Origin of the sequence: Pseudoalteromonas sp. SG45-2, from assembly GCF_014164115.1 — a bacterium.
Taxonomy (GTDB): Bacteria; Pseudomonadota; Gammaproteobacteria; order Enterobacterales; family Alteromonadaceae; genus Pseudoalteromonas; species Pseudoalteromonas distincta.
On sequence record NZ_JACJEO010000029.1, the window covers coordinates 21677 to 48239 of the forward strand.

General features: G+C 39.3%; 27 protein-coding genes and 4 tRNA genes. 17 read left to right on the plus strand and 14 right to left on the minus strand.

Translation table 11 applies throughout. The annotated features are described in order from the left end of the window. Positions 1-63 precede the first annotated feature (63 nt). On the minus strand, positions 64-1140 hold the full coding sequence (locus H5116_RS17850) for an AI-2E family transporter (RefSeq protein ID WP_024606584.1): 1077 nt from the start codon (positions 1138-1140) through the stop codon (positions 64-66). Continuing rightward, positions 1133-1351, minus strand: a complete 219-nt coding sequence (locus H5116_RS17855; RefSeq protein ID WP_002961455.1) for a sulfurtransferase TusA family protein — start codon at positions 1349-1351, stop codon at positions 1133-1135. Before H5116_RS17855 ends, H5116_RS17850 begins: the two co-directional genes overlap by 8 nt. A 145-nt stretch (positions 1352-1496) precedes the next feature. Here H5116_RS17855 and H5116_RS17860 point away from each other — a divergent pair, with 145 nt between their 5' ends. The 5 genes from H5116_RS17860 to H5116_RS17880 are packed head-to-tail and all read left to right on the plus strand — an operon-like array spanning position 1497 to position 5016. Then, the gene (locus H5116_RS17860) at positions 1497-2162 is read left to right on the plus strand and encodes a hypothetical protein (protein WP_024597628.1); all 666 of its coding nucleotides are present in this window, start codon (positions 1497-1499) and stop codon (positions 2160-2162) included. A 1-nt stretch (position 2163) separates the two neighbouring features. After that, entirely contained in the window at positions 2164-3621 is a 1458-nt protein-coding gene (locus H5116_RS17865; protein WP_039487326.1) for a M48 family metalloprotease, read from the plus strand. Between the two features lie 53 nt (positions 3622-3674). After that, positions 3675-4022 (plus strand): arsenate reductase (glutaredoxin), encoded by a 348-nt coding sequence (gene arsC, locus H5116_RS17870; protein WP_024595681.1) that lies wholly within the window; start codon positions 3675-3677, stop codon positions 4020-4022. Continuing rightward, a complete protein-coding gene (gene wrbA, locus H5116_RS17875; protein ID WP_002961459.1) occupies positions 4022-4576 on the plus strand; it encodes an NAD(P)H:quinone oxidoreductase in 555 nt (184 codons plus the stop codon). Before arsC ends, wrbA begins: the two co-directional genes overlap by 1 nt. Beyond that, positions 4573-5016: a DUF2069 domain-containing protein gene (locus H5116_RS17880; RefSeq protein WP_024606586.1), complete on the plus strand. Its 444-nt coding sequence runs from the start codon at positions 4573-4575 to the stop codon at positions 5014-5016. Before wrbA ends, H5116_RS17880 begins: the two co-directional genes overlap by 4 nt. Before the next feature lie 80 nt (positions 5017-5096). Here H5116_RS17880 and H5116_RS17885 read toward each other — a convergent pair whose 3' ends face one another. Then, positions 5097-6434, minus strand: coding sequence for an ankyrin repeat domain-containing protein (locus H5116_RS17885; protein WP_182716755.1), 1338 nt, complete (start codon positions 6432-6434; stop codon positions 5097-5099). 357 nt (positions 6435-6791) lie between these two features. Beyond that, positions 6792-7385 carry a phospholipid-binding protein MlaC gene (locus H5116_RS17890; RefSeq protein WP_024595677.1) on the minus strand — a complete coding sequence of 198 codons (594 nt, stop codon included), beginning with the start codon at positions 7383-7385 and terminating at the stop codon, positions 6792-6794. A gap of 245 nt (positions 7386-7630) precedes the next feature. Between H5116_RS17890 and H5116_RS17895 the strand changes: the two genes are divergently transcribed. Then, positions 7631-8167, plus strand: coding sequence for an acyloxyacyl hydrolase (locus tag H5116_RS17895; protein ID WP_182672816.1), 537 nt, complete (start codon positions 7631-7633; stop codon positions 8165-8167). Positions 8168-8256: 89 nt separating this feature from the next. Next, positions 8257-8403 (plus strand): DUF2897 family protein, encoded by a 147-nt coding sequence (locus tag H5116_RS17900; RefSeq protein WP_076914920.1) that lies wholly within the window; start codon positions 8257-8259, stop codon positions 8401-8403. A 53-nt stretch (positions 8404-8456) separates the two neighbouring features. On the opposite strand, the gene H5116_RS17905 is transcribed toward H5116_RS17900, so the two are convergent. Together H5116_RS17905 and bamC are read right to left on the minus strand one after the other, a co-directional pair. Beyond that, positions 8457-9827 carry a YjiH family protein gene (locus H5116_RS17905; RefSeq protein ID WP_182716756.1) on the minus strand — a complete coding sequence of 457 codons (1371 nt, stop codon included), beginning with the start codon at positions 9825-9827 and terminating at the stop codon, positions 8457-8459. A 66-nt stretch (positions 9828-9893) separates the two neighbouring features. After that, positions 9894-10955: an outer membrane protein assembly factor BamC gene (gene bamC, locus H5116_RS17910; protein WP_039487313.1), complete on the minus strand. Its 1062-nt coding sequence runs from the start codon at positions 10953-10955 to the stop codon at positions 9894-9896. Between the two features lie 358 nt (positions 10956-11313). Here bamC and H5116_RS17915 point away from each other — a divergent pair, with 358 nt between their 5' ends. Both H5116_RS17915 and bcp read left to right on the plus strand, forming a co-directional pair. Continuing rightward, positions 11314-11847: a glycine cleavage system protein R gene (locus tag H5116_RS17915; RefSeq protein ID WP_007583906.1), complete on the plus strand. Its 534-nt coding sequence runs from the start codon at positions 11314-11316 to the stop codon at positions 11845-11847. A gap of 11 nt (positions 11848-11858) precedes the next feature. Beyond that, complete coding sequence (gene bcp, locus H5116_RS17920) at positions 11859-12338, plus strand: thioredoxin-dependent thiol peroxidase (RefSeq protein WP_182716757.1); 480 nt, start codon at positions 11859-11861, stop codon at positions 12336-12338. Positions 12339-12694: 356 nt separating this feature from the next. Here the strand turns inward: bcp and H5116_RS17925 are convergent, their stop codons facing one another. Together H5116_RS17925 and queE are read right to left on the minus strand one after the other, a co-directional pair. Continuing rightward, on the minus strand, positions 12695-13438 hold the full coding sequence (locus H5116_RS17925) for a class I SAM-dependent methyltransferase (protein ID WP_182716758.1): 744 nt from the start codon (positions 13436-13438) through the stop codon (positions 12695-12697). 226 nt (positions 13439-13664) lie between these two features. Continuing rightward, positions 13665-14330: a 7-carboxy-7-deazaguanine synthase QueE gene (queE, locus tag H5116_RS17930; protein WP_024591014.1), complete on the minus strand. Its 666-nt coding sequence runs from the start codon at positions 14328-14330 to the stop codon at positions 13665-13667. Between the two features lie 145 nt (positions 14331-14475). On the opposite strand from queE, the gene queC reads away from it, so the two are divergent. Continuing rightward, positions 14476-15132: a 7-cyano-7-deazaguanine synthase QueC gene (gene queC / locus H5116_RS17935; RefSeq protein ID WP_002960416.1), complete on the plus strand. Its 657-nt coding sequence runs from the start codon at positions 14476-14478 to the stop codon at positions 15130-15132. 94 nt (positions 15133-15226) lie between these two features. Here the strand turns inward: queC and H5116_RS17940 are convergent, their stop codons facing one another. Then, positions 15227-15676, minus strand: coding sequence for an isoprenylcysteine carboxylmethyltransferase family protein (locus tag H5116_RS17940; RefSeq protein ID WP_007378935.1), 450 nt, complete (start codon positions 15674-15676; stop codon positions 15227-15229). Positions 15677-15883: 207 nt separating this feature from the next. Here H5116_RS17940 and H5116_RS17945 point away from each other — a divergent pair, with 207 nt between their 5' ends. After that, a complete protein-coding gene (locus H5116_RS17945; RefSeq protein ID WP_010553668.1) occupies positions 15884-16126 on the plus strand; it encodes a hypothetical protein in 243 nt (80 codons plus the stop codon). Between the two features lie 4 nt (positions 16127-16130). Here H5116_RS17945 and H5116_RS17950 read toward each other — a convergent pair whose 3' ends face one another. The 5 genes from H5116_RS17950 to H5116_RS17970 form a co-directional block, all read right to left on the minus strand. Beyond that, a complete protein-coding gene (locus H5116_RS17950; protein WP_182716759.1) occupies positions 16131-17153 on the minus strand; it encodes a hypothetical protein in 1023 nt (340 codons plus the stop codon). 101 nt (positions 17154-17254) lie between these two features. Next, on the minus strand, positions 17255-17935 hold the full coding sequence (locus H5116_RS17955) for a tRNA (adenine(22)-N(1))-methyltransferase TrmK (protein WP_182716760.1): 681 nt from the start codon (positions 17933-17935) through the stop codon (positions 17255-17257). Then, positions 17936-18874 (minus strand): class I SAM-dependent methyltransferase, encoded by a 939-nt coding sequence (locus H5116_RS17960; protein ID WP_182716761.1) that lies wholly within the window; start codon positions 18872-18874, stop codon positions 17936-17938. A 2-nt stretch (positions 18875-18876) separates the two neighbouring features. After that, on the minus strand, positions 18877-20871 hold the full coding sequence (gene uvrB, locus H5116_RS17965) for an excinuclease ABC subunit UvrB (RefSeq protein WP_039487290.1): 1995 nt from the start codon (positions 20869-20871) through the stop codon (positions 18877-18879). Continuing rightward, complete coding sequence (locus H5116_RS17970; protein WP_138489356.1) at positions 20868-22247, minus strand: MATE family efflux transporter; 1380 nt, start codon at positions 22245-22247, stop codon at positions 20868-20870. The genes uvrB and H5116_RS17970 overlap by 4 nt, the downstream gene beginning before the upstream one ends. A gap of 1050 nt (positions 22248-23297) precedes the next feature. On the opposite strand from H5116_RS17970, the gene H5116_RS17975 reads away from it, so the two are divergent. The 6 genes from H5116_RS17975 (at position 23298) to rsxA (ending at position 26562) form a co-directional block, all read left to right on the plus strand. Next, positions 23298-23374: transfer RNA gene (locus H5116_RS17975), tRNA-Asn, on the plus strand. Between the two features lie 21 nt (positions 23375-23395). Next, positions 23396-23472 (plus strand) — tRNA-Asn (locus H5116_RS17980). Positions 23473-23493: 21 nt separating this feature from the next. Further along, a tRNA-Asn gene (locus H5116_RS17985) sits at positions 23494-23570 on the plus strand. Between the two features lie 29 nt (positions 23571-23599). Further along, a tRNA-Asn gene (locus H5116_RS17990) sits at positions 23600-23676 on the plus strand. Positions 23677-23824: 148 nt separating this feature from the next. Beyond that, a complete protein-coding gene (locus H5116_RS17995) occupies positions 23825-25768 on the plus strand; it encodes an EAL domain-containing protein (protein WP_182696126.1) in 1944 nt (647 codons plus the stop codon). Between the two features lie 212 nt (positions 25769-25980). Then, a complete protein-coding gene (gene rsxA, locus H5116_RS18000; RefSeq protein WP_008172491.1) occupies positions 25981-26562 on the plus strand; it encodes an electron transport complex subunit RsxA in 582 nt (193 codons plus the stop codon). Position 26563 lies beyond the last annotated feature (1 nt).

The following is a 26563-nucleotide window of genomic DNA, read 5'->3' on the forward strand; positions in this document are numbered from 1 at the left end:
TAATCAATTAGCACTAGAGGTGCGTTTACTATGCTTTTTTAAACTAAAAGTCTGTTTGCTTAACTATTCACTGAGCTCTTTGCTGATCTCTTCGTGCGTTGACGACCAAGCTGTTATTAGCGCTTTTACTAATGAGGCCAGTGGGATGGCAAAAAATACGCCCCAAAACCCCCATAAGCCACCAAAAAATAATACCGCGACAATTATAAATACCGGATTTAAATCAACTGCCTCAGAAAACAACAGCGGTACAAGTACATTGCCATCAAGCGCCTGAATAATTCCATAAATAATTAAAATGGTCCAAAACTGCGTTTCTAATCCAAACTGAAACAGTGCAACTGCCGCTACCGGAATAGTGACGAGTGCCGCGCCAATAAATGGAATTAATACCGAAAAGCCAACAAGCACACCAAGTAAAGCTGCATAGCGCAAATCTAAAACAGTAAATGCAATGAAAGACACACCACCAACAATTAAAATTTCGAATACTTTACCGCGAATGTAATTCATAATTTGTTGGTTCATTTCGTTCCACACTTGTAAAATCAAGCGTCGTTGCTGCGGGATCAGTTTAGCTATACTCCCTGTCAGCTCCAGCTTATCTTTAAGCATAAAAAACACCAGTAACGGCACAAGTACCAAATATATAAGCCAAGCAACAACATCTTTTAAAGACGTAAGTGAAAACGATAATACCGCTTGACCAAACTCAATAATTTTAGCTTCTACGGTTGCAACAATAGCTTGTACTTGTTCTATATTAATTAAACTTGGGTATTGTTCAGGTAAAGCCATTAAATAAGACTTCCCCTGCTCTAGCATATGCGGTGTTTCTTGCACTAAGTTACTGGTTTGCTTCCAAAGCACTGGGCCAATAACTAAAATAAGAGTGAGCATAATGCTAATAAATATCAACATTACAATAATTGTTGCAGTAAAACGTTTTAAGCCAACACGCTCTAAATGAACAACCGGCCAATCTAGTAAATAAGCGATAACCAGTGCAACAAGCACAGGAACAATTAACGCGCCAAAAAAGTAAAGTAAGGCAACTGATACCAATAATAAAAATAATAAGGTAGACGAATGAGGATCCGAGAACTTCCTTTCGTACCATGTTTTTACGTATTCAAACATGTAATGGCTCCACTAATAACAACCCACGTTGTTTATCAAAATTGTAACTATAAGCATTTTTTTGCAAAAAACGTTCAATGTCGTTCGCACTTTCACCTTTGTTCAGACTAAAAGTGATGCGTTGTTTTGATGACTGTGCACTTCGAAGCGCAAGCTTAAACTGCACAAACTGCTGAGGACACTTAAACTCTTTTAAATCGCGCTCTACCATAACTACTTTATCCGTATAGTAAATGAATAATAAGTCGCATATTTACGGTCTACGTATTTATATACTCAAACCGTTGTAACTTTTTGTTAAAACAATTCCTGCAATAGTTTATCCTTATAACATAACTAGCAGTAAGGATAAGTTAATGCCTGGCACGCATAATAAAGCGCAACTACCAAGTAATCCAACACTCAAAGAGATTAATTGGTTTAAAAAGCAGATTAATTGGGGCGAACTACCTCCTTTTTATCACCTTGTTGCCTCATCAATAAGCGAATCAGAAGGAATTTTAGATCATGGGTTCGACAATGCAGTTAAACAACTTTTAGATAAACGCAATTGGAACTTAGATTTATTAGAAGGCTATGAAGATAACTTAGGTGAAATACATACCAAACATAAGCCACGTATTGCGCTGCACCAAGTATTTACCGACAGAGGCTTTGAGCTATGGGCACAGCCTTATGCTAAAGATGTTATTGTTGATCAATACATAAAAAACAATCGCTTTATGGAGTTTAGAGTGTGGGACCCACATTCAATGAAAAACTTGATCAGAATAAGTCAGTTACATAAGTTTATTGGCTTTTATTTTGAACGAGGCGACAAAGCAGATAAAGCCATTATTTTACATGCACACAAAGTAGTACATAAAATTATTACTTTTTTGCAGCGAGAATTGAACGTTGTAAAGCTTGATGGAGTCACAATAAAAGAACTATACCAATTGTGCGAAAAAGACAGCCGTGCAAGCAGTGACGAAATAGACATAGCCAAAATTGCAATTGGCGAACAAATTAACAAGGAATAAAATGCAGCTAAAATCAGCATTTATCACTTTATGCAGTGCTGCGCTTACGTTTAGCTTATTAATAAGCGAACCTTTAAAAGCGCAAACCAACTTTACGCTTCCTGACTTAGGAACATCTGCATTACAAGCACTGCCACTCGAAAAAGAACAAGCCATTGGCGAAGTAATGATGATGCAAATACGAGGCTCATCACCAGTAATAAATGACCCCGTGCTTGATGAATACCTCACAACTATTGGCCGTAAACTCGTTGCTAATGCTAATGACGTGCGCTTTCCGTTTTCGTTTTTTTGGATAAACAACTCAGAAATAAATGCCTTCGCCTTTTATGGCGGCCATGTAGGCGTGCATACAGGGTTAATAGCTCAAGCCGATAACGAGAGTCAGTTTGCCTCAGTGCTTGGTCACGAAATTGCTCACGTGACACAGCGCCACTTAGCACGAAGAATACAGCAACAACAAGATAACAGCGCGCTGACTATTGCCGGTATGATAGCCGGAATATTAGCAACCGTTGTTGCACCAGATGCGGGTATTGCGATTATATCTGCGAGCCAAACACAATCTGCTTTTAGTCAGTTAACGCATAGTCGCTCAGCCGAGCAAGAAGCTGACCGCATAGGCATGCAAACGCTTAACAATGCAGGCTTTGATGCTCGTGCATCGAGCGAATTTTTAACTAAACTTGCCGCGCAAATTCGTTATAAATATAAACCACCTGCGTTTTTACTTACTCACCCATTACCAGAGAGTCGAGTATCTGATGTACGTTTGCGTGCAGAGCAATTCCCTGTGCGTCATATGAGTGCCAGTCTTGAGTTTAATTTAGCTAAAAGCCGCGTGCTTGCGCGCTACGACAACAAACCAGAAAATGCCGAAGACCTATTTAGAAAACGACTTCGCGAAAATAGCTACGATAACACCGCTTTAAAGTACGGTTTAGCTATTAGCTTACTTGATCAAAAAAAGCTTGATGAAGCAGCCCCAATACTAGACGAGCTTTTAAAAAATGATCCTAAAAACCTATTTTATATAGATACCCATACCGATTTACTCATCGCGCAAAAAAAGGCAGATGAAGCCGTAAAATTTTTAGCTGATTTAAATCAGTATCGTCCTAATAATCAGGTAATTACGCTCAACTATGCCAACGCAGCACTTGAAGCTGAGCAATATGAACTAGCCGAAAATATTTTGAAGAGTTTTTTACTCGAAAAGCCAGATCATAACCTAGGCAAGCAACTTCTTGCTGATGCGTATAAAAAACAAGATAAATTAGCCTCATATCACGAAGCGAACGCCGATGTATTGGCTCAATACGGTGCTTATTTAAAAGCCGCAGACGAAGTACAAAAAGCACTTAACTTCGTAGAGCCAACCGAACTTGTCAAGCAACAACGTTTAAAAGCTCTACTTACCCAGTATCGACTTTTACAAAAAGAGCTTGCAAGACTTTAAGTCTGCAAGCGCTTACCCTAAAATAGACGCAATTCACACTTTGGAATCATTTTATGTCTGTTACTATTTACCACAACCCACGTTGTTCTAAATCACGCGAAACGCTAGCGCTATTGCAAAGTAAAGCGATAGAGCCAAGTGTTGTAGAGTATTTAAAAACCCCTCTTACTCACGAGCAAATTTCAACGCTTGTAATCCAACTTGGTTTTTCATCCGTACGTGAAATGATGCGCACCAAAGAAGATGACTACAAAGCGCTTAATTTGAAAGATGAAACAAATGAGGATGCACTTATTAACGCTATGGTTAAATACCCAAAATTGATTGAACGCCCTATCGTAGTTAATAACAATAAAGCAGCGATTGGTCGTCCACCAGAAAACGTACTAAGCGTTTTATAATGAGTGCAACCATAGTGGTGCTTTATCACTCAAGCCATGGCTCAGTTGAAGCAATGGCTCACGAGATAGCAGAGTCGATAGAGCAACAAGGTGCTAGTGCACTACTTCGCACCTTTGTGGCTAAAAATGCGCACGATATTGTGATCACCAAAGATGATTTAATAAATTGCGATGGTTTAGCATTTGGTACACCAACTCGATTTGGCATGATGGCCTCTCAAGCAAAAAGCTTTTGGGAAACCACCAGCGACTTGTGGCTAAAAGGCCAATTAATCGATAAGCCAGCGTGTGTATTTTCGTCATCAAGTAGTATGCATGGTGGAAATGAAGCAACCTTACTTAACTTATCTTTGCCACTATTACACCACGGTATGATGCTTATGGGTGTGCCATACGATGTGCCCGAACTACTTGCAACACAAACTGGTGGAACACCATACGGTGCAACACACGTCGCTGGCAGCGCTAATAGTGCACAGCTAAGCAAAGACGAAATTAAAATATGCCAAAGCGTTGGTAAACGCCTTACTCACATTGCGAGAAAACTTAAATGACTACAGCTGACAATCCAGCTAAAAAGCCGATTACGGTAAAATTTCAACGTGCAGCACTATTTGGCTATGTTGGTTTACTTATTCTGATTCCTTTGTGGATGTATTTTGTACCCCCTCTAGACGGTAATACTAGTTGGGTGTCATTGTTTTTTCCTATCATTCCTTTACTGCTGCCGCTAAGAGGCATAATTCAAGACAACACATACACCTATGCGTGGGCTAACTTTATTGTAATGCTTTATTTTATCCACGGGCTTACCATGCTGTGGGCAGCACCAGATGAATTAATTTGGGTGTTGTTAGAGCTTGTGTTTGCCTCTTCAATGTTTATTGGCTGTACTTACTACGCAAGACACCGCGGACAAGAACAAGGTTTAAAAATCCGTAAGCTTAAAGAAGAATTAGCTGAAGAAAAAGCAGCAAATGAGCACGGTAAATAAGGCTTAACCATAAACGCTATATACAAAAAAACGCGCTTAAATTACTTTAAGCGCGTTTTTTATTAATTGTTTAAAACTAGCTAAACTAAATCGCTCAAGGCAGCTAGCACCACAATACTCGCCAACCCTATTTGAGCAATTAAGCTAATAAACGAAAAGCCTCTAAGCACAAATAAACCCCAAGGGTGTTTAATATGTGGATATAGCGCACAACGCTTTAATGTGGTCGCAAAGAAAAAACAAATCACTGCAGTCATAGTTAAACCCAGCGTCAGCTCACTTTTAATTGAGAGGGTTTCATCAAAAAAGAAAAACAACTGTAAAGGCAGCAATATAGTCACAATAGCATGTAGCACATGCACTTTTTTAATGCGATCGAACTGCCCTTCTGGCGAAAGTTCTTTAATACCAAAGTCACGCTCTAAACATTTAACTAAGTTATTAGCTTTAATACTCACCGCCAAACGATAACAGCTTAAACCTTCTTTATTACGTGCCCTAAAATCGTATCCGGCTTTAATAAGCAGCACCATTAACGACTCATTTTTAGCAAACACAGCATAATGAAGTGCAGTATTACCAAAGTTATCTGTCGCTTTTTTGTCTTGCTTTGCAAGTAGCGTTTCAACCACATTTACAAAGCCTTTTTCGGCCGCCCACATAAAGGCTGTTTTATTGTTTTCATCAGCAAGTACACCTGTAGCGCCTTGCTCAATAAAACGCATAGCCATTGTTTGCTTGGCTGTTTTTTTACGTAAATGAGTAAGCAAAGCTTTTTCTAGCAGTACAACAGAGTCAACATCAGGAGAAACCTGCGTAAGCAGCGTAAAATAGTCTTTACCCGCAGCTACTTTTTCGCTGGCAAGTTCAGAAAGAGTATCTAAATCAGCAATAGATTCTGGAATAAACGCACTTAGGCGCTCTCTAAAATCAACTTCCTTCCAAAGCGCTAATGTGTCCTTTGCCGAGAGTTTACTTTTATTATTTAACGCATGCTCAATTAAGGTGAAGTAGCGTTTACTAAAAAATAAATCAACTAAAGACAGTGGCGTATCTATGGTATTTTGTGCAGCCACGCTTGCGTATTTTTCAAGGCGCTGGCACAGCATAAGCACTAAGCTTTCAGGGGTGTATTCATTATCGTAGTAATGGCTTTTAACCGCACTAATATACGCTTGTGCGTCTTCGTCATATTCAGAGATATGTTGAAAGTAACATTCTTCAAATGGCTCCAGCGGGGTTAGCCATGCCAAATAATAAATAGGTGGCAGCACGGTGGTGCATACACCATCGTCTTCATTTGTAGAACGACAAGCAGGCCAAGCTTCCAAAGCATCTAAAATAAAGGCACCGTTTTGTTCTACCAGTCCTTTAATAAGTAATGGGTATTCCTTTGGCCAAATCAGTACATTTTCCATTAAAACAACACAACTCCAGTGTGGCTTGGGGGTGGTAAGTTATATCAGTTTTAAGCTGACACCACGCTTAATCAAAGTGCCGATATTCTAGCACACCTTTGTTTTGCTGCTAGCGCAAAATTACGCAATAACAACAATCCTTTAGGATTATACCAATTCGCTTAATTAAGTGATTTATTTTGAGGTAGAAAACCGTGTGATAGCAAGGCAAAAATTTCGTTATTTAGTTGCTCTAAATGATTAAGTATTACTGTGGATTGGTATTGTCCTTAGCAAAAATATAAAAACGGCCAAGTACATAAGTAATTGGCCGTTTTTGAGGTTGGAGTTGGGCTTAATCAGAGCCAGACAAATAGTCTATTTACTTTTTAACTCGCTAATAACTTGCTCTAAACCCACATCAGAAATGCGTTGAATAATCTCTTTTTGTTTAGCACTTAATAGTGAAATGCCTTCAGCAACAATATCGTATACTTTCCACTCATTGTTTTTACCTAAACGAAGCTTAAAGCTTAAGTCGATAGTAGGCGCATTTGGCTCAATAATTTGCGTATTAACTGTTGCGTATTCAGAGTCACTTTTTGCGTTATTACGCTCAAATACTACTTTTTGACCCGTGTACTTCATTAGTGCACCGGCGTAAGTGCCTGTTAAGTAATGCTCTACTGCATCTATAAATTGAACAGCTTGCTCGCGCTCAATACCTTTAATGTGTTTACCTAATAATTTAAACGACACAAACTTAACGTCAATATGTGGCATTAAACGTTTTTCAACAATGGCAGCCATCGCGTCTTTGCTGGCTGTACCTTTTGAGTTTACTTGACCAATATCTGCAAAAAGCTTGTCGGCTACCGATTCAAGTAACTGATCTGGTGATTGCTGAGCTTGTGCAAATAACGAACTGCTAAAAAAAGCAGTGGCTAAAACGAATAGTTTAAAGAGTTTCATAATTGTATATGTCTGTGTGATTAAGATGGCTGTAATTTACGCGAACTATACGCAATAAAAAAGGCACAAATAAGCAACTTATTAATGCCCAATTAGCACCAATCAAATAAATAAAATAAATTCAAGCAGTTAGAAAACTCCATTAACAGCTCATATACAACCGGCATTTTGTCCTCATTGTAATTGTTAACAGGCCGCCCTTATCATTTAGTTATCAACTTAAATCAAACGAACATTTGGCACCTATGAAAACGTCACTTAAAACACTTATTATCTCTTTTGTATTAGTAGTTTCACTTTTTGGCAAGCTTGCTTTTGCTCAATCGGACCACGGTTATGCCGTTGACTTTCTCAAAGGCGAAGGTAACGTAAACGGCGTTAAGCTTGCGTATCAGTATCATGCACCTGGTATGCAAAACCTTATTGGTGATGCACGCTTTTACTTTGAAACCAGCGTAAACATGTGGGAATACCGCCACGGCGATGAAACACAATCAAACCTAGTACTTGCTATGTCACCTGTACTGCAATTTCCTGCTTTTAGTTTTAACAACACCCCATTTTATGTAGAAGCAGGCATTGGTGTATCACTGATTGATGAAACGCAGTTTGCCGGTAAAAACATAAGTACTCACTACCAGTTTGAAGACCGCATAGGCCTTGTAGCCGATTTTGGCCACACCAATGTTGCCCTTCGCGTTATTCACTATTCAAACGCAGGCTTTAAAGAGCCAAACCCTGGCCTTAACTTTTTAACGCTTTCGGTAGCGAGACGTTTTTAAGGTTATTGGTTGTATTTTTGAGTAAATTAATTGCTGTTATAGCGCAAAGCGGTCACACTTAAACGTACTAAATATTAAGTGATACTGCGATGCAAACTTGGCATATTGTAATTATTGTCGCTGTTGTTTTTGCCATTATCATTGGTAATATTGCGCTGATTAGACTCTCTGCAAAACAGGAGTTTATAAAGCCCAACGCCAATATAAAAAATACAACAGACACAAAAAAGCCCTGATCAATCAGGGCTTTTTCAATAATACCAATTCGCTAAATCATATTTTTGCTAATTTAGCCTACTAGCCAATGCGCCATTAGCGCAATAACAGGTAAAGTAATTAGCGTTCGCAAAATAAATATAATAAATAGCTCTAAAATATTTACCGGTATTTTACTGCCGAGTAAAAGTGCACCTACCTCAGACATATAAATAAGCTGAGTTACACTCATTGCGGCAATAATAAAGCGCGTTACATCACTTTCGATAGTCCCTGCTGCTAATATTGACGGAATAAACATATCAGCAAAGCCAACCATGATAGTTTGCGACGCTGCGGCTGCTTCGGGTACTTGCAATAGCTCTAAAAATGGCACAAACGGCATACCTAAATACTGAAATATAGGCGTATGCTCAGCAATGATCAGTGCAAATGTGCCTACCGCCATAACTACAGGTAACACACCAAACACCATATCAAGCGCATTATGTACGCCCTCTTCTATAGTGCCTTTAACACCCGTTGAATTATCTGCTTTAGCTAGTGCAACATCTAACGAATGGCCAAATAAGGTTTTATGACCCGGAATTGTTTCAGCGTCTCTATCTGGCTCAGTGCCATCAATGAGTAAGTCTTTTTTAAAGCGCAGTGGCGGTAATCGCGGCACAATAATAGCGGCAACAATACCGGCTAAACATACCGTTGCGTAAAACGGTGCAAATAGGTATTCAAGTTTAACTTGCCCAAGCACCACTAAACTAAATGTAATTGAAACCGCTGAAAACGTAGTACCAATAATAGCCGCTTCGCGTTGTGTATAGTGCTTTTGATCGTACTGCCTTGCAGTCATCAAAATACCCACACTGCCATCACCTAACCACGATGCAGTACAGTCAACCGCGCTTCTACCTGGTACACCAAATACAGGGCGCATTACTTTGGTCATTAACGTACCAGCAAGCTCTAATAGACCAAAGTTAATTAATAGCGGCAGTAATAAGCCCGCTAAAATAAATACCGAAAACAACACAGGCAATAAGTCATTTAATACCAGCGCGCCAGTATTGGCCGAGGTAATCATCTCGCTGCCTAGGCTTAAGTACGTCATCAAACCAAACGCCATACCAAATAAGCGTACCACCAGCCATGTCCAGCTCACATCAAATAAATGCTTTAACAAAGGTGAGTTACATATAGCGGCGGGTTTAAACACTTTAGTAATTACAGAAATAACCCCTGTAATACAAATAATGAGGGTAATAATTGCTTGAGCAGAGCCAAGCATCATTGCTTGAACCGCTTTTGCCATAACGGCAATAGGAATGGTCATCCCTTGCGAAGTACTAATGGGTGTCATAAATAAAAACACACCAATTAACGAAGGAACCAAAAAAGTAAACCAAGTGCGCCACGTATAGTGTGAACGTTCAGGTAGCTGAGACATATTGTTTAACCTATAAAAACCACAAAAAGAGCATAGCGCTCTTTTTGTGGTAAAACTTATTATTATTTAAATTTTAATGCCGCGCTGAATGAGTGCTGCTTCTAATGCTTGTTGTAAACCATTCATAGTACCTGGCTCAAGCGTTTCGCCTTTATCATCCATCCACGTTAAGCTAGTACCGCCTTCTTTAGTTTTACTTACTAAAATTTGGTATTGGCCTTCATCAATAGGTAGTTGAGCTACGTCATCACCCCAAATTGAATCCCAAACGCTTGTTTCTGGTTTAGTATAATCTGCAGTAATTAAGCCCGTATCTGGGTTAATTTCAACAATAGAGAACGACAAGCGCTCTAAAAACCCAGAGAAACGGTCAAACACAGCGTCGTAAGATTGCTCAGTTACAAGTGCTGCATTACCTTTATTATCAAAGCCCATTTCAAGAGAAATAATACCTTGGCGTTTACGCATATCAACTTCAAGTTGACGGTAACGGTAATCAAACTCGCTCACTACTTGGTTAAGCGCACGTACTTCTAGCTGCTGCTTGAGTAAGTCTGTTAGCGTTTTATCACCTTTAAAATCAATCAGCTCTACACGTAAAGACGCAGTGCGTTGATGTGACTTTTCTTCAATAGTGAATCTAAACTTCTCTAAATCATCGTTAACTTCATCGCCCCACCACCAAAAACCTTCTTCGGTTTTAATGATTGAGTACCAATCAGTTTCAATAATACCAAGTAGCTTATCTTCTTTAGTAGTTCCTGCATTATTATCAGCTAGGACAGATTTAATCGTATCCCAAAGAAACTCATCTAAATCAGCAATGCCATCATTTTTATCAAAATAAATACGCGCCTGTTTATCTGTCTCTTCTACCCAACTGCCTTTCGCAATTGTTAATACTTGTGCCGGTGGGCGGTAATTTGTAGCTTCAGGATTATTGTCGTATTGACCTACATCCATTTTATAAACTGGGTCTTGAGCTGGTTGAGATAACGACGCTGGTGCTTTTACAGGCTCATGCGTACGATAATTACGCTCGTCATGTGCCTTATTAATAAATACACTACACCCTGATAAACTTACCAATACACTTACTGCAAGTGCTTTTGGGATCCAATACTGCACAGATATTTCTCCTTAGCATACCCTTTAATTGTTTTAACAAATATATGAGTGGGTAATACCGATTTGGTTCAGTGTAAAATCAATATTAACTTTACATTTATTATTTGGCTGCCTAAATGCAATAAAGTTCAGCACTTCAACTTAGTAAGCAACTAAGCGCAAATAAGCAAATTTTAGCTATGGTACTTTCCCGTGCCAGTAAAAACAAGAAACACCGCACTTTAAAAGCGCTTAATTAGCGTGTGCTGTAGTTTAGAGCCCTTTTTGTGTTAAACTTCGCCGCCGTGCAACTTCTCGTGTGTATTTTTGGTGTTGCCAACTCGGTTGATATAATCCAAGTAACAAGGTATTTGAACTCATGACTGCATTTTCAAATCATCAAATTGTTTTAACAGCGATTGGCGAAGACAGACCCGGTATAGTAAGTGAACTAACTCAACTGGTTAGCGATTGCCACTGCAACATTATTGACAGCCGTATTGCTATTTTAGGCTGCGAATTTACCTTCATAATGCTACTTAGCGGCGACATGTCGGCAATAAGCCGCATAGAGCACGTACTGCCCACTAAAGCCATGGAACTTGGCCTGCTAACCATGATGAAGCGTACAGCAAGTCATACTCCTAGCGAGTTTTGTGCAGGTTACACACTAGAATACACAGGCATAGACACCCCTGGCACATTGAGCAAAGTAACGCGCTTTTTTGCCGACAATAATATTAGTATTTGCTCACTTAAGTCAGACACTTATTCCCAAGAAGACAACATAAAAATGCGTTGTGAACTTGAATTCAACATACCTGTTGATGTAGATATAGATCAATTTAAAATTAGTTTTGAGAGCCTTTCTCACACACTAAACGTAGATTATATTTTTAAACGAATTCGTTAAGGATGCTAAACATGAACACAATTAGTCCATTACAAGCTGGCGATACTGCACCCGCTTTTAGCCTACAAAACCAAAACGACGAAACAGTAACATTAAGCGAGCTGTTAAAAGAGCAAAAAGTGCTTGTGTACTTTTACCCTAAAGCGTCAACGCCGGGTTGTACTGTACAAGCCGAAAACCTCCGCGATGAGCAAGCACAGCTTGCTAAATTTAACACCCGCGTTGTAGGTATTAGCCCAGATCCAATTAAGCGCCTTAAAAACTTTGAAACTAAAAAAGAGCTTAATTTTGACCTATTAGCCGATGAAGACCACGCCATTGCTGAAGCATTTGGTGTATGGGGCTACAAAAAATTTATGGGAAAAGAGTACGATGGTATTCATCGCCTAACGTTTTTAGTAGGCCAAGACGGTAAAATTAAACACCTATTTGATAAGTTTAAAACCAAAGATCACCATCAAGTAGTTTTGGACTATTTAGCTGCAGAATAAGTAGCGGCACAGTAAGTTAGCTACCAGCTATTAGATAAATACAGAAAAGCGTTGTTCAAGGGCAACGCTTTTTTTATGCTAGTTATTAAGAATTTTTGTTAAGTGAAAGCATGATCGAGGGAGGGATAAATAGGCAGTCAATAACAGCCATAGGGGTCAAATCTTGACTTCATACATCATAATTAATTAGCTGTTTATATTCGCCGAAACTTAAACAAGCTACTGTGTCGGATGGCGCTTCGCTTATCCGACCTACGTTTTCAAATATATAATGCGGGGTTATTGGGTGTGGGTATTGGCCGTGGGTATGGAGCTCGTTGGGTTTCGCTACGCTCTACCCAACGTACGTGTTTAACTTAAATTTTTACGCAGACAAAAATGGCGTTGCCTGAGCGCTGTGCCCATGGGGTTATTTTGTCGTAGTCATGTTCAAATATGTGAATTTCGAAGTACGGTTTTAAGGCTTCTTTAAGCTCGGTGTAACTAAAAGCGACCATTGGGTGCTCGTCGTGCCATACGAGTGTTTTGTCTGCGGTGGTTTTTTCTATGCTGAGTTTTAATAACTGTTTACTGCCGCTGCCACTATAGTGCCAGCCAGAACGAAATGTGAAGAAGCTATTTTCGCTTGTTGCTGTGTGCTCTACAAATGAATCGCTGTCGATTTTGTTTTTATCAACCGTGTTAAAACAAAATATTCCACCTACGTTTAATGCGCTGTGTACGCTGGCAAGGCATTCTTTTAACTTATTAATGCCGTCGCAGTAATGGATTGAATACAAAAAGCAGGTAATTAAATCCAAGTGCTCGGTTACCTTAAATTCACTCATGTTTTGCAACGAAAATTGCGCTTCTGGGCAGCGAGTTTTTGCTTTATCTAGCATTGGCTGGTTTAAATCAAGCCCACTACTTTTATAACCGTTATCAATAAAGTGGCGTACATGCGGGCCGGTGCCACATGCTAAATCGAGATGGGTGTTTGCGCCATTACCAAAAATTTGGTGCAGCCTGTGAATAGAATTGCTTTGGGCTTGATAATTAATATCTGCACACATTAAGTCGTAGTAATCAGAAAGGTCGGTGTAAAGCGCGTTTGCGGACATATAAGCCTAGTGGTAAGTAGTAGAATATTTTTAAGTCGCGCATAGTAAACTAGTTATGGCTATTAGCGAAGAAGATATGAGTTTTAGGGTTGTCGGATGGTACTTCGCTTATCCGACCTACGTATTTAAATATTATAAAACGTTATTAGAAAATGGTGCGGAAGTGGAGATTTGTTGGGTTTAGCTTCGCTCTACCCAACATACGTAATATAACTTTAAGCTGGCTTTAACTAATTCCTAAATACTTATGTACTTGTATTGATAGGCGCCAGTTTTTGGCAATACAGGTGTCGATTGCTAATTTTGTTGCTGATACTTTTTGGCTAATTGGCTGCAAATAAACAAGCTTAGGGTTAACGCCTGTTTTAGCAAATAATTCTTCTAACTCTTCTACATGCTTTTGCATGGCAACGGGGTGTTTAATTTCATTGGCACGCTTCATAGCGCTGGTGAGTACTTCATAACCGCCGCGCATATTGATTTTTGGCGATACCGTTACCCATGTTTGCTCTGGGGCGAGTATTTCAAACGTGCCGCTGGTTTCTATTTGTGTGCTAAAACCGTGTTCATGTAATAAGTTACATACTGGATTTAAATCAAACATGCATGGCTCGCCGCCAGTAATTACAACATGCTTTGCGGTGTAACCACGTGATTGAAACAAAGCTAAAATTTGCTCTGCACTGGCGTTAGCCCAATGATCTGAGTCGGCTTTTTTTTCTACGGTTTCATCCAGCGATACTTTATATACATTATCAACATCCCACGTTTGCTTGGTGTCGCACCAAGAGCAGCCTACAGGGCAACCTTGCAGACGTAAAAATATTGAGGGTGTGCCAGTAAAGCTAGCTTCACCTTGAATGGTTTCAAACACTTCATTAATTTTGTACAAAAGAGATCTCACTTACTACCTAGCAGCCAAATTGCTACTATTAAAAAACCAAAAAGCGCTGTGCAAAAATTGTTATTTAAGCTGCGGCCGTGTAGTATATCGCGCCCTGATATAAACCTCTATTAAAACTAAGAGCAAAACAGATATGACGCAAAAAGTAGTTGTTATTTATTCCGGCGGTATGGACTCATTTACCGTATTAAATAAAGCCCTGCAACAAGGCCATGATGTATATGCCCTTTCATTTGACTATGGTCAGCGTCATGTAAAAGAGCTTAAAGTAGCGGCAAGTGTGTGTGAAAAATTAAACGTTCCACATAAAATTGTTGATATTTCGGCGATTAACCAACTTATTGGTGGCTCATCACTTACTGATGATATTGACGTACCTGAAGGCCATTACGAAGAAGAAAGCATGAAAAGTACGATTGTACCTAATCGTAATATGATTTTGCTCTCGCTTGCTGTTGGTTACGCGGTATCACTTAAAGCTAGCCAAGTTTATTACGGCGCTCATTCTGGGGATCATGCTATTTACCCTGACTGCCGTCCTGAATTTGTGCAAAAAATGGATGATGTGTGTCGTATTGCTAACTACGACGCGGTAGAAATTTTTAGCCCGTATTTAAATAATACTAAAATTGGTATTTTAACCGACGGTATTGAAATGGGTTTAGATTACAGCCAAACGTGGACCTGTTATAACGGCCGTGAAAAGGCCTGTGGTAAATGTGGCGCGTGCCAAGAACGCCTTGAAGCATTTGCACTAAATAACATTACAGACCCGTTAGAATACGAATAAGCCGCAATTAATTAGTAATACAATTGCTGCAAACAAAAAAAGGCTATCATCGATAGCCTTTTTTGTTTGTCAGGTTTTAAGTCAATGGTATTGATTACAGCCAGCGTTTTACGCGCGCTTTATAGGCGGTAAACTCTTCACCAAATAATTTAGTGAGCGCACGCTCCTCGGGTATTATTTGAAAAAACGTTAAATACGCAATAAACCCGATAATACATAAAAGCGCCCACAAGGAACTTAACCAAACACCCCACCCTGCTAAAATAAATGCAAAACCCACATACATTGGGTTACGCGAAATTTTATAAATGCCGCTCGTAATAAGTTTTGACGCTTGCTCAGGTTTATTTGGGTTTACTGTGGTGTTTGCTATTTTAAAGCTCGCTACCCCTGCAATACAAAAAACACACCCAATAATGACCAAACTTGCTGCTAAGTAGGTAATAAAGGCGGTAAAATCAATAACACTGTAATGCGCAATAAGCGCCATTATGCCTGCAAAAAACAGTACCACTATAACCGGTGGAATTTTATTATTTAACATAGCAACTCACTGTATTATTTAAAATATGTTTATTATATGGAGATTAGACGACTATTAAACAATATCTAAAGTGTATAAATGATGAACACGCTTAAAGCTGAATTAAATAAAGTATACAAATTAAGTTACAATTGTCAGCTTTATCAAAAGCGCTTAAAGGTTATACTTTAACCATAAACGAATAATAAAATGATAAGGAATGAGGTTATGTCTGGAACTACGATGATTGTACTTATTGTGCTAATTTCGGTTGGCTCAGGAGTAGTTTACGATATGTATAAAAAGCACCTTGAGTTTAAGCATAAAATGCAAAACAACAACAGCGATGCCCATAAACAACTAGCTGAAACAAACGCACAAGTGCTTGCATTAAAAGAGCGTGTACAAACACTTGAGGCTATTGTTACTGATTCAAGCTTTAACGTTAAAGATGAAATTAACAAACTTTAAGTTGTTATAAGTAATTTGGATATAAATGCGCATTTTCTGGCTGCTCAATGCCGTGAGCAGCTAAAAACCCACCAATAGCTTGCCCGCAGCCCTGTGGTGCTCGCCCACTGTCTATCTCAAAGTTTAACTGATTAGCATGTTGCTTACCCATAGAGCAAAGCCCTACGGTACTTGGCGAGCGCATAGCGATACTTAGGTTACCTATTTGTTCAACTGCAACGTGCTTACTAAAACGGGCAAAACCTTTGTATTTGAACTGCTCGTTTACGTAGTCATTACTTGTGGCCACCAATGCCGCAATTAAGCCGTGTAAAAAACTATTAGCGGATGAGTCTGCTGTTAAAAACGAAATTGTTTTTTTATTAAACTCGCTAAGCTGGCAATCCTCACACAACAGCTCAACAGTATATAAATGTTGCTCGGCTACTTGCTGCTGACTTTTAAGCTCAATACTTTTTCCTGCAAATACAATACGTTTAAGCACTTCATCAAAGTTACTTGTAACCGTTTCGCTTTTAACAAGTTCAGGGTTTTGCGCCATTACAGGTAAGTCATGGTGATTGTTAAATGGCGTGCTTGTTGCGCCGCTTTGCATTAACTGAAAAAGCTCTCTTACTTCATGTTCTCGCGCTACTTTTAACGCTAAAAATGCAGTTTGGATAAGTTCTGAAGTAGGTAGGTTTTCCTCTACAATCCAGCGTCTGCCAAATAATAGTTTTTTAGCTTTGGCTTCATTAGTAGATGCGCTTTTTTGGTAGTTATCAGGGCTCAGCACTGCTACTTGCAGGTAAATTTCTTCACCTTTTTGTGCAGCAAGCACTCTAAAGTGAGCCGAAAATTCAATACTCTCAAGTACTTCGTTAACGCTTTCAAGCGTGTGCTTGTAACGTAAAAAATGCTGTGGCACCACCCAATTACTATTAGCCAATTGCACAAGGGGTGCATAAGAAATAGGTTGCTCGTAACTGTGTTGCCATTTTTGCTCATTGCTAAGCAAATGATTAATGTGACTCTTGTTATCTGACATAAATAAACCAAATAAACTCGCGTTGTGCGATATAAACTATGAACACATTACGTCGTCAATGTCGTAATTAGATCACATGTACGCCCTACTTTTGGGCTTTTTTAACTATCGGTGAGTTCTTGATAGTCTGTTATAACTTTTTGATAGTATGGCTTATCTTTATTGAGCATTTTATTATAATGATTTATGAGTTGCCGTTGGTACATAGTGTGCTCTGTACTAGCAAAGTCCCACATTTTGTTGCCGGTACGGCTAATCTCATTATTGGTATTAAAGCTCACTTCAATCACTTCATAAAAGCGTTTGTTGTCGTAAACTATTTGCTCACTTATAAGCCCTAAACCAAGTTGTTTTAAACCCACTCGCAACTTATAAGTGTGATGCACGGGGCATAAAATAAACCGAACATTATTTAAATGATCCACTGCGTTATTAGCAATAATTTGTTGTACTAAACTTAATAACAGCTCACCGCCAACACCTGCTATTACAACTACTTGGCTTTTACTTTGAGCAATTTCAATTTTGCCTACATCCTGACATAAGACCTGCCACTGCGGATTTTTATCACAGGTTTTTTGTAATTTATTAATAGATGATAATTGCGCTTCTAAATCGTCCATTAAAGTGGCGACTATATCTACAAAAATAACGTGGTTTGCAGCTGCGCGTTTTAATAGCGCCATGCCTAAATAACCATGGTCGCAGCAACAATCCCAAATAATATCGTGATGCTGCGAAATTAATGTATCAATGGCAGTTAGGCGTTTACTGAGCTTCATTTAAGCAGGTGTTTGTGACGTTTTATAGACAAGCGCTTTTAAACTTTTGTCGCTGTCTACTTCAATAAAACGCTCGGTGGGGGCTAGGCGCTCAACAAATTCAACTGCACCTTGGGTGTGCTCGTTTATTAATGCTTTAAACGCATCTTCGCTAAGCTCTGGGCTATTCGCACACAATAGTAATTGTGTAGTATCGCAAAGTAGCTCTGGTAACCTGCGCAGCACTTTTTGATAGTCTTTAGTTAATATAAAGCTGCCTTTTTGAAAGCTTGGCGGATCAACTATTATTAAATCAAACGGGGCTGCTTTTTTTAGTTTTCCAAACGATTTTAAAATATCGTGAGGTAAAAAACTTACGCCGCGCTCAAAACCATTTAGCTGATGGTTTTGCTTGCCGACTTTAAGCACGCCTTTGCTCATATCCATGTTCATCACATGATCTGCCCCGCCTTGCATGGCGGCAAGCGAAAACCCACACGTATATGAAAACAAATTAAGCACTTTGCCATGCTTGCTGTTAGCCATTACAAATTCACGGCCGCTGCGCATATCGGGAAATATTCCGGTATTTTGGCGGCTCTGTAAATCAACCAAAAAGCGAATGCCATTTTCGGTTACAACATGTGGGTTAGGTAATTGCCCATAAACCACGGTGTTTTGGCTTTGTACGCCAGCACGTTGCTGGTACACAAGTGACGTAATAAGCTCTGGCTGGTTTTCTTGTGCCCACTGCCACACAACATTGGTGAGCTCGCTTAGTGTTTGCTCGTCAATTTCATCGTACGAAACCAAAAATAAACTGGGCGGGTAAAAGTCTAAATTAACATGGCTTAATGCTTCGACACTGTGGCCTCGGCCATGAAAAACACGACACAGTTCATTTTTTAAAATTGGTGCGTCTTCAAGCGCAGTAATAAGAGGTGTAAAGTTTGCTGTCATTTTTAATTAATCAACTGTTGTTGTAGTTCATGTATTTCATCGCGAACAGAGCCCGCTTTTTCAAATTCTAGGTCGCTTGCGTATGCATGCATTTTGGTTTCAAGCTGCTTAATTTGCACGGCAATTTCTTTCGCACTAAGAACCTTTTTAGACTCTTTACGTATAAGTTTAAGGTTGTCTTTAGGAGCCGCTTCCTCGCCTACATCCATTACATCAAGTATTTTTTTAGCCAGAGCATGAGGCTCTATACCGTGCTCAACGTTGTATGCATGCTGAATTTCGCGCCTGCGTGCTGTTTCGTCCATGGCTTTTGCCATTGATTTTGTAATTCTGTCACCATATAAAATAGCGCGGCCATCTAAGTGACGCGCAGCACGGCCAATGGTTTGTATCAGCGAGCGAGCCGAGCGTAAAAAACCCTCTTTGTCAGCATCAAGTATGGCAACAAGTGCCACTTCTGGCATATCAAGGCCTTCTCGCAGTAAGTTAATACCCACTAACACATCAAACACGCCTGCTCGTAAGTCACGAATTATTTCTACGCGCTCAACGGTATCAATGTCTGAATGTAAGTAACGTACTTTTACATTATGCTCGCTTAGGTAGTCTGTTAAATCCTCAGACATACGTTTAGTAAGTGTAGTTACCAGTACGCGTTCGCCCTTCTCCACACTTTTGTATATTTCTGAGAGTAAATCATCAACCTGATCGCCCACAGGACGTACTTCTATAAGTGGGTCGAGCAGCCCTGTTGGGCGAATTACTTGCTCTGCTATTTCGCCCGCGCAGCGCTCTAACTCAAAGTCGCCAGGCGTTGCCGATACATAAATAGTTTGTGGTGCTATGGCTTCAAATTCTTCAAAACGCAGTGGCCTATTATCCATTGCTGAGGGCATTCTAAAACCATACTCAACAAGGTTTTCTTTACGGCTTCTGTCGCCTTTATACATTGCACCAATTTGCGATACGGTTACATGCGATTCATCAATAATCATTAGTGCGTCATCAGGTAGGTAATCAAGCAATGTTGGCGGCGGATCGCCTGGTGTACGACCCGATAAATAACGGCTGTAGTTTTCTATACCCGAGCAATAACCAAGCTCGGTCATCATTTCTATATCGTATTGCGTTCGCTGAGCTACACGTTGCTCTTCTACTAATTTGTTTGCACTGAGTAACTGGGCGCGTCGCTCTTTTAGTTCTTCTTTTATTTTTTCGATAGCGCCAAGTATTTTTTCACGCGGGGTAACATAGTGCGTTTTAGGATAAATAGTAGCGCGCACTATGTGCTTTTCAATTGCACCGGTAAGCGGGTCAAAAATACTTAAGCGCTCTATTTCATCATCAAACATTTCTACACGTACAGCAAAAGTGTCTGATTCTGCTGGGAATATATCAACTACTTCGCCACGTACGCGGTATGTACCTCGGCTAAAATCTATATCATTGCGGGTATATTGTATTTCAGCAAGGCGGCGTAGCATGTCGCGTTGATCTACTTTTTCGCCCACTTTTAAAAGCAGCATCATTTTCATGTACGATTTAGGGTCACCCAAACCATAAATAGCCGATACCGATGCCACAATAATGGTGTCGCGACGCTCAAGCAATGCTTTGGTCGCACTTAAACGCATTTGCTCTATGTGCTCATTTATCGAAGCATCTTTTTCAATAAATGTGTCGCTAGATACAACATAGGCTTCTGGCTGGTAGTAATCGTAATACGATACAAAGTATTCAACCGCGTTTTTAGGAAAAAACTCTTTCATCTCGCCGTATAGCTGCGCAGCCAATGTTTTATTGTGCGCCATTATTATTGTTGGACGGTTTAAATCGCTAATAATATTGGCCATGGTAAAGGTTTTACCTGTACCGGTGGCACCTAATAACGTTTGGTGTGCAAGCCCCGCTTCTAACCCTTCGCATAGCTGTTTAATGGCGGTAGGCTGATCGCCTGCTGGTTTGAAATGTGATTTTAACTGAAAATGGTCGCTCAATTATTGCACTCCTGTAACGATTCGCCGCTCAGCGCTTCTAGTTTTTTCATAAACCATTTATATGCCACTATTGCTGTAAATAAATTACCTATGGCAGCGCCTATAAATAACCCTAATAATCCGGCTATTTCGTTGCCGATATAAGCAAATGGTACATAAAATATGAATAAACGAATAACGCTTAGTACCAATGCGTTCATTGGTTTGTGTAAAGCATTAAACGATGAGTTTGATAATATGATCACCCCTTGTAAGCCATAGCTTAGTGGGATGGTATAAATAAAGAGCTTAATTACATCTATTACGGCTTGTTCTTTACCAAATAATTGGCTTATAACACCTGAAAATGCAATTAGTAATACGTAAATGGCAAATTGCCATACCATCACAAATTTTAGTGTGCCGGTATACGCTTCTTTGACACGGCATAATTTGCCAGCCCCAAAGTTTTGACTCACAAATGGCGGTAATGTCATCGATAGCGCAAGCACTAATATACTTGCAATAGATTCTATCCGGCTTCCTACTCCAAATGCGGCCACGGCTTCTGGCCCATGATGCGCTACTAAGGCGGTCATTACAGCCATTGCAACGGGTGTAAGCATGTTTGCACCTGCAGCAGGTAAACCAATTTTTAATATTTTACGAATAGCGCCAGTTACAGTTTGCTTGCCCGCTTTGAGACTCAACAAACGTTTTTTAACCGCTAATATATATAAAATAATAACCACAGCGACCGACCATGCGACAACACTTGCTATGGCAGCGCCTTGAATTCCTAACGCGGGTACCGGCCCAAAGCCAAATATCAGTATTGGGTCAAGTACGGCGTTTATCAGCCCGGCTCCGCCCATTACTATACTTGGCGTTTTGGTATCACCGCTGGCACGCAGTACCGAATTACCAATCATTGGGGTTATTAAAAATACGCTACCGATAAACCATACATTCATGTATTCATGTATTAACGGCAATACTTGCGCGCCCGCTCCTAGTAAAGTAAATATGGGGTCAATCAGTAAATATCCAACAGATGACAACACAATAACCAAAACCACACCAACCATTAAAGAAATACTGGCATCAAAACGTGCTTCATCAATTTTATTACTGCCGAGCGCTTTCGCTATTACTGCTGATGTACCGATCCCCAGCCCTATTGCTAAGCTGATAACGGTAAAAGTAACTGGAAATGTAAAGCTCACGGCAGCTAATGGTTCGGTGCCAAGTAAACTTATAAAAAAGGTGTCTACAATATTGAACATCATTAGTGTGATCATGCCGAATATCATCGGTATGGTCATCGTCTTTAATGTAGGCAAGATAGGATCGTTTAGTAAATCTGGGCGAGTCTGAGATTTTGAAATTGCGCGCATGAAATAAATAGGCCTCTTTTACTGAACGAATCATTTTAAAGCATCAAGGCAGTTCAAGCCACGGATTTATCACTACAATTGATGTAATTACGGAAGTAAATATTCTAAAAAATAGTAAAACTTGGTTTTTACATCTTTTTGTTAAAATAGAGCCTAAACACGCCAAAAAACAATTAAAACACATTTTTATAACTTTTATTACAAACACCCTGTGTTATCTGATGCTTTTTTACACAAAGCAACTACTTGGTTTATCGTTACGAAAAAATTCATTCATGGAGTTACATCTATTAGCCACCAAAACATAACCCACTGTTTTACAATGAATAAAAAATAGTGATTTAAAAGCTTGAAATCGTTGTAGCACCCTAAAACATTGGTGCCGATGATGTTCTTAAAGTTTCATAAACAGAGTTATCCACAGAAACCGTGGATAACTCATTCAAAGCCGCATTTATAAAGGCCTTGAGAGACTCGCAATTTTCGCTGAGGTCCAACCAATTGTTGATTTGCTAATTGTGGCATTTTTATAAACTCACACTGAAAACGCAAGCTTGCCGATTTTTCTTCTTAACATAGTTATACGTTAGTAAATAAAAAACGTTTAATACAAAGTTAAGTTATTGATTGTTCTATTTTTGAGCGAAGATAATAATTGCTCAATTTATAGATCAAAATTGGATCACTATTAAGAGGGAAAATACTTTTATGACTATTCATGCGGTATATTTTTAGAAAATTAAAATAAAAAAGTAAATAAATACGAAGAATACCCGAAAGTAAAAAATGAAATTTTATGTTTTTGAGTTGTTTTTTAATTACAAGTGGCTTTAATGGCGTGTTTAATTTAACCAATTTAAAGACTCAACAATAATAAAACTCGCATTAGTATTCTTAAATTCTTAAAAAAACAGCTTTAATAGAGCTATAAATCACGCAGATCGAACACAAAAACAACGAATAAACCTCTTTTTTCAATTTATGACTTTTATATGTTGACACTTTGCGGCTCGGTCATTAATATTTCGCCCCGTTGAAAGGCAAGACGCTTCCCCCTTAGCTCAGTTGGTTAGAGCGACGGACTGTTAATCCGCAGGTCCCCCGTTCGAGTCGGGGAGGGGGAGCCAAGTTTTTCAACCATAAACGATTCCCCCTTAGCTCAGTTGGTTAGAGCGACGGACTGTTAATCCGCAGGTCCCCCGTTCGAGTCGGGGAGGGGGAGCCAAGTTTATGTTTATGATGTAGTTCCCCCTTAGCTCAGTTGGTTAGAGCGACGGACTGTTAATCCGCAGGTCCCCCGTTCGAGTCGGGGAGGGGGAGCCAAATCATCATAATAATATCAGTACTTTAGTTCCCCCTTAGCTCAGTTGGTTAGAGCGACGGACTGTTAATCCGCAGGTCCCCCGTTCGAGTCGGGGAGGGGGAGCCAATTCTAAGAATTTCATAGACATTCCAAGCTATTTCCACTACTCTTCCTTATATAACTAAAGCATTAGTTTAATTCTTTAATGCGCTGTACTTAGTTTATTAATCAAGGACTTGATTCCTTCCCTTTTGATTATTAAAAGACTGAAAACATGGCTGGATTTAAAAAACTTATTTTTATACAAATTATCTCTTGGTTATTGTGTGTTGCAGCAGGAAGCTACTTCATATCTATAAGCTTTGATACTGCGGTAAGTGATGCACAAAAAAATGCACAAACAACTGTTACTAAGTATATTAATGACCTTTCTTTAGACGATATTTCTGCTCAAAATTTAAAACAATCAATTGCAGATGGTAATACGTTTTCAAGCTTTACCCTAAGAGATTACCAAGGTGCTGAAGTATTTAGCATTAACCCCCCTACTCAATTACCAATGTTTGCTGATTTTGTACTCTCTAACTTTAACTCTGTACGCCCACAGTTTGCTGTAAACGATGCCGCAGATATAAAAGTTGAATTTGTACTTAACATTGAGCATTTAGCATCGCAGCTACAAACTTCCCTTTTTATTGTTATTTTGATTTCTGCCATTTTAGTTATTATTCCAATAATTCTAATGAAATCTATTTTTTATCATTTAAATAAAAATATAAGTACAACAGTTGCTGACATTATCGATATTTATATCAATCAAAACCAAGTTGATAATGATTTAGAAACAGCATTAGATGGCACTCGATTGAAAAAAATGGGAAAAGATTTAGTACCTAGCTTTAATCGGTTATCACATTTTTTAAAAAACAAGAACGAAGACATACAAAGCGCTGCTATGACTATCAAGCATGAAGCGTACAAAGATGTAATTACCTCGCTTGGTAATCGTAATATGTTTGTTGAGTACTACGAAAAAAATATTGAAAACACTGAGCAAAGTACATTTGGCTCTTTAGCTATGGTTCGTTGTAGCGAACTACAAGCTATAAACCAAAGCCGTGGTTATCAAAAAGGTGACGAGTACGTTAAAGGCGTTGCCGATATTATTAAGCACATAAGCGGCACTTACACGGGTAGCCAAGTATTCAGATTAAACAGCTCTGATTTTGCGGTAGTACTCCCCCACATTCCTTTAAAAGAAGCTGAGCGCTTTGGTGAAAACCTGCAATCGCGCTTCACGCAGTACCAACAAAACCAAGAGTTAAGCTCGGTAGCTAATACGGGTATTGTAGGTTACGAAAAAGGTAAACCGTTAGGCGAACTGCTTTCTGTTGTTGATAACGCGATGAGCATGGCGCAGTCAAAGCAAGTTAATGCATGGCACGTACAACGCGAAACCGATTTAGTTAATAACGTAAGTGCGGGGTTTGGTAATCAAAACTGGCGTAAGGTTATTAAGGAAGTTATAGAATCTAAGCGTGTGCATTTAGTGATGCAAAACATTATGCCGCTTGGTAAAAGCATAAAAGCCTACGCTGAAGTACAAGTTCGATTTAAAACAGAAGACAATCAAGTACTGCCTACCGCTTCTTTTTTAGCAATGGCCGAAAAACTTGATATGGCAATAGAAATTGATCGCCTGATCATCGACTCTTCTCTTGAAAAAGTTAAAAGCCGTAATTTATCTGAAAAGTTTTTTGGTTTAAACGTAACAGCCTCAAGTGCACACAACGATCAGTTTGTAATTTGGCTAGAGCGCCGATTATTGAAAGATACGCATATTGCATCTAAACTAGTATTTGAGGTAAGCGAGTTTGGTTTACAGCAAAACATCAAAGCTAGTAAGCGCTTTATCGACATGGTTCACCGTGTTGGCGCACGCGTAACTGTTGAACGTTTTGGTGTTGGCTTAACTTCATTTAAGTTTTTCCGCGATTTAAAACCTGATTTTATTAAAATGGATGCAAGTTATACTCGCGGCCTAGAAGATGATAAAAATAATCAGTACTTTATGCGCTTAATGGTCGATTTAGCCCACCGCATTGGTGTTAGCGTATTTGCTGAAGGCGTTGAGAGCCAAGAAGAGAAACACATTATAGAAACGTTGTGTTTAGATGGCGTTCAAGGTTATTACATAGAAAAACCTAAAGACATTTAATTAGTTTTCAATTAATACAAAAAAGAGCATTCGTTGCTCTTTTTTTGTTTCTGCTATTTGACTAATTCCTTACATCAAAATCACATTAATTTTACAGCCTTGTGATCAATATGTTTGTCCTTGCGTTTATTTAACTGATAACGACTCGCAAATGTTGTTTATCGGGGCAGAAAAAAGGATAATAAGCAGGACTTTAATAGCGTGAGGCACACATGACAGAATATGTCTTGTTATTGATTGGAACCGTTCTGGTTAATAACTTTGTATTAGTACAATTTTTAGGCTTATGTCCGTTTATGGGCGTATCAGGTAAGCTTGATACGGCGATTGGTATGTCTTTGGCAACCACGTTTGTGCTTACCCTTGCCTCTGTAACTAGCTATTTAGTTAATCAATATATTTTAATCCCTCTGGATATCGCCTTTTTACGCACCATGAGCTTTATTTTAGTGATTGCCGTTGTAGTGCAATTTACCGAAATGGTTGTGCGTAAAACCAGCCCTACTCTATATCGTTTATTAGGCATATTTTTACCGCTGATCACCACTAACTGTGCGGTATTAGGTGTGGCTTTATTAAATATCAAAGAAGATCATTCGTTTTTACAATCTGCGGTATATGGTTTTGGTGCTGCGGTTGGTTTTTCTTTAGTGCTTGTATTGTTTGCAGCACTACGAGAGCGTTTAGCAGCTGCTGACGTTCCTACGCCTTTTAAAGGCGCCTCTATTGCAATGATCACTGCAGGCTTAATGTCGATGGCGTTTATGGGTTTTACTGGATTAGTGAAGTTTTAAT